Below are 12629 nucleotides of genomic sequence, written 5' to 3' on the forward strand. Positions count from 1 at the left end.
TGTCGAACCGATTGCCGTGATCGGCCTGGCATGCCGCTTCCCCGGCGCCGACGACGTCGAGCAGTTCTGGCGCAACCTCGTGGTGGGGAACGAGTCGATCTCGTTCCCCACCACGGGGCAGCTGCGCGAGGCCGGCGTGCCCGAGGAGGAGCTGGCCGACCCGGACTATGTTGCGGCGGTGCCGCGGATCTCCGACGCGGACATGTTCGACGCCGGGCTGTTCGCCATGACCGAGCAGGAAGCCCGGATGTGCGACCCGCAGATCCGGCTGTTCCTGGAGCTGTGCCACGCGGCACTGGAGAACGCGGGCTACGACCCGTTCGCGACCACGGACAGCGTCGGGGTGTACGGCACCACCGGTCCCAACGGCTACCTCCGCCAGAGCATCGTGAACCAGCCCGACCTGGTCGCCGACTCGGCGAACGTGCAGCTGTTCACCCTCAACCACGCCGATTACCTCGCGACGCTCACCTCGCACCGGCTGGACCTGCGCGGGCCCAGCATGACCGTGCTGACCGCGTGTTCGAGTTCGCTCGTCGCCGTGCACCTCGCCGCGCAGGCGCTTCGCGCGGGGGACTGCGACATGGCCCTCGCCGGTGGATCGGTGGTCGAGGTGCCGCTGGACCACGGCTACGTCCGGACGCCGGGCAGCGTGCACAGCGCCGACGGGCACTGCAGGCCGTTCGACGCGGGGGCGACCGGCACGGTCTTCGGCAGCGGGGCGGGGATCGTCGCCGTCAAAAGGCTCTCCGACGCTCTCGCCGACGGCGACGACATCCGGGCCGTGATCCGCAGCAGCGCGATCAACAACGACGGTGCCGACAAGGTGTCGTTCACAGCGCCCAGCGTGTCCGGCCAGAGCGCCGTCGTCGTCGAGGCTATGGCACTCGCCGGGGTGCGCCCGGACGACGTGGACCACGTGGAGGCCCACGCGACCGGCACCGCGCTGGGCGATCCGGTGGAGGTCCACGCGTTGACCGCTGGCTACCGGGCGTTGTCGGACAAGCCACTGCGGACCGGGCGGACCTCGATTGGTTCGGTGAAGGCCAACATCGGTCACATGAACGCCGCTGCGGGCATCGCGGGCCTGATCAAGACGGTGCTGATGCTGGAGCGGGAGGCCATTGTCCCGACCATCAACGTCGACCGGCCGAACCCCGCCCTCGGAATCGAGGACAGCCCGTTCACTCTCGCCACCCGGCTCCGGCCGTGGCCGCGCCGGGAGGACGGGACCCGGACCGCCGCCGTTAGCTCGCTCGGCGTCGGCGGCACCAACGCCCACGTGGTGCTGACGGAGGGACCGCGACCGCCGGTGCGCCGGACCGATGACCAACCGGGGATCGTGCCGTGGTCGGCCCACACTGGCGAGGGCGTCGAGGCGCTGCGGAAGGCACTCGTCGAGTTCTTCGCGGCGCACGACGGGGCGGTGTTCGCCGATGCCGCCGCCACGCTGCGGCACGGACGCACCGAGCACCCGGTGCGTGCGGCTGTCGTGGGTCGGCCGGGCAACGTCGCCGCCCTGCTCGCAGACCCCGCCAGGGTGATCACCGGCCGGGCGGACCAGGACCGGGCGGTCGTGTTCGCCTTCCCTGGGCAGGGCGCGCAACGCGCGAGGATGGCCGCAGGGCTGTACGGGACCGTGCGCGCGTTCACGATCGCGTTGGACGAGTGCGTCGAACTCTTCGAGGCTGAGGACGTCCCGCTGTACGACCTGCTGCTCGCCGAAACCCTTCCCGACGACACCGCGACGACCCAACCACTGCTGTTCGCCGTCGAGTACGCCTTGGCCGAGATGTGGCGGGAGTGGGGCGTCACCCCGGCGGGGGTCCTCGGCCACAGCCTCGGCGAGATCAGCGCGGCGGCCGTTGCCGGGGTGTTCTCGTTGCCCGACGCGGTGCGCGTGGTGGCCGGGCGAGCGGAGGCGATGGCGGCCCACCCGGTCCCAGGTGGTCTGCTGGCCGTGCGGGCCGGTGTCGAAGCCATGGCGGACCGGTTGCCCGACGGGATCTCGGTCGCGGCGGTCAACAGCCCTCGGCAGACGGTGCTGACCGGACCGGTGGAGTTGCTGCGGCGCTTAGCCGGAGCACTAGCCGAGGAGGGGACGAGCACGCGGGTGATGGCCGTGTCCCTGGCCTTCCACCACCCCGACTGGCGACCTGCGGCCGACCGGTTCCGGAAAGTCCTCGAATCAGTCGCCCCGCGACCGCCGTGCATACCCCTGTACTCGGGGCGGACCGGTGCGCTGGTCACTCCCAAGCAGGCGATGGACCCCGGCTTCTGGTCCGACCAGGTGGTCCATCCGGTGATCTTCGGACAGGCGTTGGACGCCGTCCTGGCCGATCCCCGGCGGCAGGTGCTGGAAGTCGGCCCAGGCAGCACGCTGACCGGGCTGGTGCGGCAGCACCCGGTGGCCGTGCCAGCGGTCGCGAGCCTGCCGTCGTCGGAAGCGGATGACGAAGAGGCCGTGCTGTTGGCCGCAGCCGGGCTGTGGACCAACGGGACGCCCGTGGACTGGACGGCCACGGGGCAGGCCCGGCCGGCGCGGAAGGTCGCCGCACCCGGCTACCCGTACCAGCGCAGGCGGTACTGGATCGATCCCGACCGTTCGACGCGACAGCACCTCAGGACGGAGAGCGCCCACGCCGTGCCCACCACCCGCGCCGACGAGAACCACACGCCCTTCACGACGACCGAATGGGTATGCGGGCAACGGCCTGCCGGGCTACCCGGAGAGCGGGGCACGGCGCTCGTGCTGCTGCCTTCGGACGGGGACCGGGCGGTCGAGGTCGTGTCGGCCGTGGAACGCGCTGGCTACCGCTCCGTCCGGGTCCGTCCCGGGGCCGCGTACGCCGAAGCGCGGGGCGAGTTCCAGGTTCGGCTCACCGAGCCCGCCGACCTTGACGCGGTGCGGTCCCGGCTCGCCGCCCGCGGTGTCGACCTCGACCTGGTCGTCCACGCCGCCGCGCTCGGCGAACCGGAGCCGTCGTTGCGGGACGGGCTGCGAACCGCGTTCGGCAGCCTGTTCGAACTGGCCCGGAGCGTAGCCCGCCACCCGGTGACCCGGTTCAGGGTGATCACCAGCCGGTCGGTCGACGTGTCCGGGGACGACCCGGTGTCGCCAGCGAGGGCCACCGCGCACGGCCTGGTGCGCACGCTGCTGGCCGAGGCGCCGTTGCTGCGCGGCGGTGTGATAGACGTCGGGGACCGCGTCACGTGCGCCGACCTCGCCGCCGAGTTACGGCTCGCCGACCCACCGCGGGCCGTCGCGCTGCGGGGTCGCCGGCGGTGGGTCCCCGTGGAAACACCGCTGGAGGTGTCCCCGAGTGGGCGGGACGTGCTTCGCGAACGCGGCGTGTACGTCATCACGGGCGGGTTCGGCGGCCTCGGTCTGGTGCTGGCGCGGCACCTGGCGAGCACCGGCCTGCGCCCCCGGCTCGTGCTGATGGGCCGGAGTGACCGGACCACCGATGATGAGCACGTCCGAGAACGGGTCGCAGAACTGTGTGCCCTGGGTGCGGACGTGCTCACGCTCGCGTGCGACGTCGGCGACCGGGAAGCGGTGCGTGCCGCGATGTTCCGGGTGACCGCCCACCACGGCCGGATCAACGGCCTGTTCCACCTCGCCGGGGTGCCGGGGGACCGGATGATCGCCTTCCGCGAGCACGAGGACGCGGCGGCGGTGCTCGCGCCCAAGACGTACGGCACGGTGAACGTCCTGGAGGAACTGGGCGACTCGGCCGACTTCGCCGTGCTGTTCTCGAGCCGGGCGGCCGAGGACGGTCTGGTCGGTGGCGCGGACTACGCGTCGGCCAACGCCTTCGTCGACGCGGTCGCCTGGGCCGCTGTCCACCGGGTGGTCAGCGTCGGATGGCCGGTGTGGCTGGGCGCGGGGATGGTCGACCACGACGGTCCGGACATCACCGGTCTCGCCGATGTTGTGGCGCGCTTGAGCGACAGCCCGCCGTCGGAGCGGATGGTGGTCTGGGAGGGCGAACTCGGCGCGGCCACGCACTGGGTGCTCGACGAGCACCGGGTGGGCCGCAAGCCGCTGCTCCCCGGCACCGGGTACGTGGACCTCGTGACCACCGTGTTCCAGGCCGAACTCGGCGAGCACGACAAGGCGGTCGAGTTGACGGACGTGGTCTTCCGGGCGCTGCTCGCGGAGGAGCGCTCCCGGCCGGTCCGGGTGGAGTTCGTCCCCGACGGCCTGGGCTACGGGTTCACGGTGACCTCGCTGGACGGCTCCACCCAGGTCACGCACGCGACCGGCCGGATCGCCAACACGGCGGGTGCGCCCGCTAGGGTCGACCTAGCGGAACTGCGCGAACGGATGCGGGTGGCCTCGGTCGGTTCCCCGCAGCGCGAGGTGGACGTCCCATTCACGCTCGGGCCGCGCTGGCGCAACGTCCGGCAGACGTGGCAGGCGGGCGACGAGCGCCTGGTCCGGCTGGAGCTGATATCCGCGTTCGCAGGGGACTTGGACGCCCACCGGCTGCACCCGGCCCTGCTGGACATGGGGACCGCCGCGGTGCGCGACGCCGGTGAGGGCGCGTTCGTGCCGTTTCTGATCCGCAAGCTGACCCGGTACGCGGACATTCCGATGTCCCTTCACAGCTACGTGCGCCGCCTGCCCTCGAACCCCGACACCGCAGTCGGCGCGGTGGACCTCGTCGCCGACGACGGCACGGTCGTGGTGTCCATCGAGGACTACACCATGCGGCGGGTCGACTTCGACGGCGACTGGGACCGCGCGGCCACCGCACCCGTCACCGAGGAGCCGCGAGCCGATGTCGGCGGGCTGCCACCAGAGGTCGGGGTCGAGTTGCTGATGCGGTTGCTGGGCGGCGACGTGCCAGCGAACGTCCTGGTCCGCCCCTATCGGGAGGGACGCCCGTCGCCACTGGAAGCACCCAGGCACACCGGCCCGGCGTCGCCTGCGCGGGAGGTGCCGGCCGGGCCCGCGCGGTCACCGGAGGTTCCGGCGCCCGTCGAGCCCGCGCGGTCACCGACCCCGGCGCCGGTGCGGGACCGACTGCGTGAGCTGTGGATGCGGACGCTGGGCGCACCACCCGCTGACGGGGACAGCGACTTTTTCGAGGTCGGTGGCGACTCCTTGGCGGCGGTGGAGTTCATGGCGAAGGTGCGGGGGGCGTTCGGGATCGAGCTGAGCATCGGGCTGCTGCTCGACCTCCGGACCTTCGGCGCGCTGCTGGCGCGCATCGAGCAGGCTGCGGCCTGACGGGAGGGCGGGTGGAACTCGTGCGATCCGAGGACGAGCCGGGGCACGCGGTGGACCTCGTGCCCGGCTGGAAGGTCTGGAAGCTCGCCGCCTTGCGGTCGGCCGGGTTGCCCTTTGACGTGGTGCGGCCCTTTGCCGCACCGGAGGAGCTGGCACTTCCCGTGGGCCCTGGGCGGGATCGCGCCATCCGCCGTGCCAGCCGACGGGCGATGGACGCCGCTCTGCTCGATGGGATGCTGCGGTGCGCGCTGACGTGGCAGAACCCTGGGTTGATCGACAACTGGGCCGGTGAGTACGCGGACGCGCTGGCGGACGGCAGGCGGCCCGAGCTCTCCCGGATGGACCGACGGGCGACCGTCATCGCCCACTACGCGCAGCGGTACGGCGCGAAGAACGACACTGTGGGGTTCTTCGGTCCCGTCGCCTGGGCGCGGTTCGGCGGCGGGCCCACGCGGACCGCGGGCTCCTGGAACCTGCGCGGGCAGGACGTGAGCTTCGAGGTCTGGGCTGTGCAGGCGGTCGCCGAGGCGTGGAATACCGACCCCGCGCTCCGCGACTACCTCCCGGTCCGCCTCGATCCCTCGGTGTCGATCTGCGGCAGCGTGGCCCACCGCCCGACCCGCGGACCGCTCGCGCTCGACGCGCTGTCCTCGGCGTTGACCGGTTCGTTGCCCGACACGGTGGGCGGACTCGTCCGCGCCCTGGGGCGGGACGCCGACCGGGTCGTCGAGGAGCTGAGGGACGGCAAGGTGGTCCAGGTGGGTTTCCGGGTGCCGCTCGGCAGCAAGCCGGAACTGGCCCTGCGCGCCCAAGTCGAGCACGTGCCGGACCGGCGTGCCCGGGACCGGATGCTGGCCGTGCTCGACGACCTCGACGGCGTCCGCGCGGCCGTGTCCGGGGTCGCCACGGACCCGGTCGCGCTGGCGTCCGAGCTCTCGAGAGCGGGGGAGCGGTTGTCCGCCGCGGCGGGAGCACCGGTCAACCCGGCGCCGGACCTCGCCCCTGGAGGTCGCACCCCGGTCTACCTCGACGCCCGGCGCGACCTCGACGTGACCATCGGCGACGACCTGCTGGCAGGCCTGGCCGAGCCGCTCGGGATCGTGCTGGACAGCGCCAGGTGGCTCGCCGGACAGGTCGGCGAGGTGGTCGAGGAGGAACTGCGCCGCCGGTACGTGCGACTGGCCGCGCGCCGGGACGAGGTGACGCTGGCCGACCTCCAGTTGGCCGCTGCGGACGTCCTCGACCCCGGCGGGACGTTCACCGCCGACGTGGAGCAGGACTTCCAGCTGCGGTGGGCCGAGGTCCTGCCCGCCGACGGCGAGGCCGCCGGGCAGGCTGTCGACCGGGCAAGGCGGCTGGCCGACGTGTTGTTCTCCCACAGCGGCCGGCTGTGGACCGCGGCCCGGTCGAGCAGCCCCGACCTAATGCTGCGCGACCTCGGCTCCGGCCGGGCGGGCTGGGTGCTGGGCGAGCTGCACGTGGCGCTGAACACCCTGGAGAGCAGGGTGTTCCGCACCCAGGCGGACGATCCGGCCGAGCTGGTGGCCGCCGTCGCCGCCGATGTGCCGCGGGGACGAGTCGTGCCGGTCTACCCGCGGTCCTCGCCGGCGATCAGCTCGCGCACCTACCCGCCGCTCGCGCTCGACCCGCCCGGCTGGTACCGCTACTGGTCGTACGGGTCCGACGACGGGCACCCCGAGGGGGTGGACAGTACCCCGGCCACCGCGCTCATCGTCACGGTGCGCGACGGCGACCTCCTCGCCCGGTCGCCGGCGCACGGCTGGGAAGCGCCCGTGCTGGAGTGCTTCGGTGAGTTCGTGACCGCGCTGGTGGTCAACCTGTTCCGGATCCGATCGCCGCGGCCGCACTCGCCGCGGGCGGGTATCGGCGACCTGGTTGTGTGCCGGGAGAGCTGGCGGTTGGACCCGGCCGAACTCGCACCGGCCGGGTCGCGGGACGTCGCACACGACCGGCTGCGCTCGCTCGTCCGCGAACTGGGCATCCCCCGTCACGTGTTCGTCCGCACGCTGAGCGAGGTGAAGCCGTTCTACGTCGACTTTCAGGCTCCGACCCTGGTGACCAACCTGGTCCGTGCCGCACGCGGGCAGGACTGGGTGGACGTCGTGGAGATGCTGCCGACACCGGACGAGCTGTGGCTCACTGATCCCGCGGGCCGGCGGTACACCTCCGAGTTGCGGGTGGTGGCCGTCGACTCGACGCCGCCCGCACCGGCGTCGTGGCCGCGGTGAGGACCGGCGGACGACGCACCACGACCCGTTCGGAGGTGCTCAGCGGGCCCGCGGGTGGTCGACGCGCGCCGTCCCCGCCCCACACCCCCCGGCGCGAGACCGGCGCGCGTTGACGGACGCTAACCACGCCGAGCCCTGATCCTGCGCTCGCGAGCGGCCGACGCGCCGCGTCGGGACCTGGTGGGCGTCGACTCGGCCGCCCGTGCGCCGAGGTAGCCGGCCAGGCCGCGGACCGTGGTGTGCTCGAACAGGGCGGCGATCGGGATGTCGGTCCCGAAGTCCTCCCCCAGGGCGACGCTGGCCGCGGCCAGGGTCAGCGAAGTCGCGCCGAGGTCGAAGAAGTTCCGGTCGGCGTCGATCCGCTCCACACCCAGCACCCGGCACCACACCGCGCTGACGGCGTGCTCCAGCTCGGTGGCCGGGGTGGCGCTCCGCGGCGCGACGGGTCGGGGTGCCGGGAGTGCGGAGCGGTCGACCTTCCCGTTGGGCGACAACGGGATCGCGGTAACCTCGACCACCACCGAGGGGACCGCGGCTGCGGGCAGGCGGGTCCGCAGGAAGGCCCGGACCTCCTCTGGCCGCGGCATCCCGCCGCGGGGCACCACGCAGGCGACGAGGTGGTTCCCGCCGCCCTCACGCCGGACGGCTCGCGTCGCGGCGTCCCGGACGGCCGGGTGCTCGTGCAGGCGCCGGTCGACCTCGGCCAGGTCGACGCGGAAGCCGTCGACCTGTGCTTGGCCGTCGGACCGACCGCAGACGGTCACCAGCCCGTCCGGGCCGAGCCTGCCTAGGTCACCGGTGACGAAGCGGCGGTGGCCCGGAAAGGCGTCCGGCTCCCAGACCGCGTCGTCGGCGTCGGCCAGGTACGGGCTGCGGACCACCACCGCGCCGAGTTCACCGATACCGGCGGGGTGGCCGGCGGCGTTGACGACCAGCAGTTCGGCACCCGGCACGCCGTTGCCGACGGGCACCCGCGGCGTGGCCGGGCCGGTCACCTCGTAGTGGCTGGCGACCTGCGGTGTCTCCGTCGTCCCGTATGCGTTCACGACGGTGGCGTTCGGCGCCCAGCGCCGGATCCGGTCCACGTCCGCCCCGTGCAGCTCGTCGCCACCGCACACCACCAACCGGATGCCCGGTGCGGGCGTCACGGTCCGGGGGAGCGCGAGCATCCGCGCGAGCCCCGGGGTCACGTGGACCACCGTCGTCGACTCGTGGCGCAGCCACGCGAGCAGGTCGACCGGCTGGCGCAGGAGGCGCTGGGGCGGTAAGGACAGCGTGCCCCCGACCCGGAGCGGGGTCAGGACGTCCCGGAGCAAGGGGTCGTGTCCGAGGCCGGACAACGCGGCGAAGCGGTCCGCCGCGCCGATCCCATGCCGCTCGGTGTACCAGGACAGGAAGTGGGCCAGCGGTTCGCCCCCGCCGCGCACCGCCTTGGGGCGTCCGGTCGTGCCCGACGTGAACGCGACGTAGGCCAACGCCTCCCCGGTCACCATCGGCCACAGTGCGCTGCCTGCGGGTTCCACGCCCAGCCACCGCGTCCGGCCGGTTCGCAGCTCGGCCGGGACCTCGTCGCCGAGGCGCAACCCGACCGGAGCGGTCAGCTCGCCGAGCTGGTCTGCGAGCCGCGCCGGTGGGTGCTCGGCGTCCAACACGCAGACGGCGGCGCCCGCGCCCAGCACCCCGAGCACCGCCGTCACCAGCCGAGGGGTCCGCTCCGCGTGAATCGGCACGACGTCGCCCGCGGCCACCCCTGCGGCGTGCAGCTGCCGTGACAGGATCCCGGCCGTGCCGAAGAGTTCAGCGTAGCTAGTGGTCCCCCCGTCGCCGCGGACGGCGACGGCATCGGGGAACGCGGTCGCCGATGCGGCCAGGGTGGGCACGAGCGGCGGCACCGCAGTCCGCAGGTCGTCGTCTCCGCCGATCGCACCGTCGCGCGCGGTCCGGAGCGGGTGTTCGAGGACCGGGACATCCGGCCGTCCGCAGAGACCGTCCACCAGGGACACGTACTGGTCGACCAGCGCCGACATGTGCGCGCCGTCCAGCACGTCCTCGTCGTGCACCACGGTGAGCTCGAAACCCGCCGGACCGTCCGTTACGTAGAACACGAGGTCGAACAACGCGCCGGGCGGCACCGCGCGGACCAGCCCGGTCGTCAGCCCGGTCATGGCCGGCGACTTGGCTGGCTGGCCCAGCCAGTTGAACCACACCCGGAAGACCGGGTCGCCCGTGCCCGCCAGACCCGCGTCCCGCACCACCTGGTCGTACGGGACCTCGGCGTTCGCCCGCGCGTTCGCCAGGGCGTGCCGGGTCGAGCCCAGCACGTCAGTGAAGCTCGCCCCGGCGGGCACGGACAGCCGCAGCGGCAGCGTGCCGACCAGGAACCCGACCAGATCCTGGGTCTCCGGCCGGTCCCGGTCGCCGAAGGGCGCGCCGATCATCAGGTCTTCCTGTCCGGACCAGCGTCGCAGCAGGACGGTCAGCGCCGACAGGAGCGTCGTGTACGGGGTCATGCCGTGCATGCCCGCCACCTGACGGACGCGGTCGGCGCTGCCGGGGGGCAGCGTCCGGGACAGCACGGCAGCGCGTCCTCCGGCCGGCCCGCCGAGCGTGCTCGGCAGGTCCAGCGGCGCGGGCGGATCGGCGAGCCGGTGTCGCCAGTACGCCCGCTGTCTGGTCCTGGTGGGCGACTCCGCCCGCCCAGTGTGCCAGCGCGCGTAGTCCTGGTAACCGATGTCCTTGGCGGGCAGCACCGCCGGGCGGTCCTCGACCGCCGCCGAGTACAGCTCGCCGAGGTCGCGCAGGAGGATCCGCTCCGACCAGTCGTCGAAGACGACGTGGTGGGTCACGACGACCAGCTCGTGCCGGTCGACGGCGTGTCGGACCAGCACCGCGCGGATGAGCGGCGGTCGTGACAGGTCGAACGGCCGTCGGACCACTTCGTCGACGGCAGCGGAAGCGTCGGTGTCGCCCTCTCGCACTTCGAGCGGGAAGGGCATCGGCGGTCCGGTGCGCAGCACCGGACCGCCAGCCCCGGCCACGAGCCCGGTGCGCAGCGCGTCGTGCCGCTCGATCAGCAGGTCGAGCGCCCGCCTCAGGGCGACCAGGTCCAGCGGGCCCGTCAGGGTGAGCACCGTGGGCAGGTGGTAGGTGGGGTCCTCGGGGCGGAGTTGCCGGAGCAACCACAACCCGTACTGACCGGGACCGGGTGGGCCGTCGTCCGGGGTGGGGTGAGCAGCGCTGATCGGCTCGGCGTGCGCCTCGGCCGTGGCGACGAACCGGCTCAGCGCGGCCACGGTCGGTTCGGCGAACAACGCCGAGACGGTCAGGTCGAGGCCGGTCTCGCCACGCACGGCGGCGACTAGCGTCGCCGCCGTGAGGGACGTTCCCCCCGCTTCGAACAAGTTGTCGTCCAGGCCCCGCGGCGGGCGGCCGAGCACCCGCTCCCACAGGTCGGCGACGACGCGCTCGGCCTCGGTCGCCGGGACCATGTCCGTGCGGCTCGATGGCAGGGGGATGGCGGCCAGGGCCTTCCGGTCGACCTTGCCGGACCTGGTCAACGGCAGCCGTTCGTGCACGATGAACTCGGCCGGGACCATCGCGTCGGCCACGTGTGCGGCCATCTCGGCGCGCAGCGCCTCGGCCGCCCCCCTGCCGGTCATCCCGTCGCCTGCCGGCACGACGTGGCCTACCAGTGTGCCCTCGCCCGCACGGTCCACGCGGACTGCGGCGGCCTGCGCGATCCCCGGCAGGCTGAGCAACGCGGCTTCGACGGCACTGAGCTGGACGCGTACCCCGCGAACCTTCACCTGGTCGTCGGTGCGACCGAGGAACACGATCGCCCCGTTGGGACGGAGGCGGACCAGGTCCCCGGTGCGGTACATCTTCGGGCCCGCGATCCCCGGCACGGCGGGCAGGAACCGCTCGTCGGTGATGTCCGGGCGGTGGTAGTAGCCGCGCGCCAGCCGATCGCCTCCGATGTAGAGCTCGCCGACCTCGCCGCAGGCGACCGGCCGCAGCTGGTCGTCGAGCACCGCGACGGCCGCGCCGGGCAGTGGGAACCCGATGGGGACGAGATCCGCGTCGTCCTCGCCGACCGCCTCGGCGATCGTCTCCTCGGTGACGTCCTGAAGGGTGCTCTCGACCCCTGCCTCGGACACGCCGTAGGCGTTTACGATCCGGGTTCGAGGCCCGAGGCCGCGCCGGAAGTGTCGGAAGTCGGCGGTCGTCATCTGTTCGCCACCGCAGATGACGAGTCGCATGGCGGGCACCTGCCAGCCCGTCTCGGTGAGCCAGCTGGCGAGCAGCCGCAGCACGGTCGGCGTGAGGTCCATCGAGTCGACAGACTCCCGCACCAGCAGCTCGTGCAGCCGGGGCGGGTCGAGCAGCCAGGGCGTCGGGCAGAGCACCAGGGTGCCGCCGGATAGCAGTGCCCTGGCTAGGTCGCCGATGTGCACGTCGAAGGCGGGACTCGCCGCCTGGAGCCAGTTGGGGGCCCGCTCGGCCAGGCCGTAGCACTGCGCCCAGCCGTCGTACAGGCTCACCAGCGCCCGGTGTGACATGGCCACGGGCTTGGGCGTCCCGGTCGACCCCGACGTGTGCACGATGTAGGCCAGGTCGTCCGCACCGACCTGGTCCTCGGCAGGAGCGTCCAACGAGAGCGCAGGTCCGGAGTCGGGCTCGTCGAAGGACGAGGTCGCCGGGCACATGCCCTGGTAGGAGGCGGTGAGCTCGGGCGGACCCAGCAGCACCGCGGGCTCGACGCCGGCGAACATCCGCTCGACCTGGGGTAGGGGGATGCGGGGGTCGACCGGGACGTAGACCGCGCCCAGCTTCCAGCAGGCCACGGCGGCGGTCACGAAGTCTGCGGCGGTTTTGTCGACCAGCACGGCCACGACCGAACGCGGCCCGGCTCCCAATGCGCGCAGCAGGCGGGCGAGCCGGTCGGAGCGTGCGTCCAGGTGGCGGTAGGTCACGCGTTCGTCCTCGGTGACCACGGCATCCCGATCTGGGCACCGCGAGACCACTCTCGCCAGCCGCACGTGGACCAACCAGGCGTCGCCGTCGGGCGGAGAAGCATTCGACACAGTACGAACCTAAACGCGCGCCCTCGCGGTTTCTGTCGCCACTTCCCGGGACATGCC

The 12629-nt window shown here is 73.1% G+C and carries 3 protein-coding genes; 2 read left to right on the forward strand and 1 reads right to left on the reverse strand.

Annotation, left to right across the window (positions count from 1 at the left end):
* The first annotated feature begins 16 nt into the window (after positions 1 to 16).
* Together LV78_RS29280 and LV78_RS29285 are read left to right on the forward strand one after the other, a co-directional pair.
* On the forward strand, positions 17 to 5239 hold the full coding sequence (locus LV78_RS29280) for a type I polyketide synthase (protein WP_253848978.1): 5223 nt from the start codon (positions 17 to 19) through the stop codon (positions 5237 to 5239).
* Between the two features lie 11 nt (positions 5240 to 5250).
* The gene (locus LV78_RS29285) at positions 5251 to 7488 is read left to right on the forward strand and encodes a lantibiotic dehydratase (RefSeq protein WP_253848980.1); all 2238 of its coding nucleotides are present in this window, start codon (positions 5251 to 5253) and stop codon (positions 7486 to 7488) included.
* A gap of 119 nt (positions 7489 to 7607) precedes the next feature.
* Here LV78_RS29285 and LV78_RS29290 read toward each other — a convergent pair whose 3' ends face one another.
* Positions 7608 to 12572, reverse strand: coding sequence for a non-ribosomal peptide synthetase (locus LV78_RS29290; RefSeq protein WP_308208771.1), 4965 nt, complete (start codon positions 12570 to 12572; stop codon positions 7608 to 7610).
* Positions 12573 to 12629: the final 57 nt, after the last annotated feature.

Source organism: Actinosynnema pretiosum (genome assembly GCF_024171695.1).
GTDB lineage: Bacteria > Actinomycetota > Actinomycetes > Mycobacteriales > Pseudonocardiaceae > Actinosynnema > Actinosynnema pretiosum.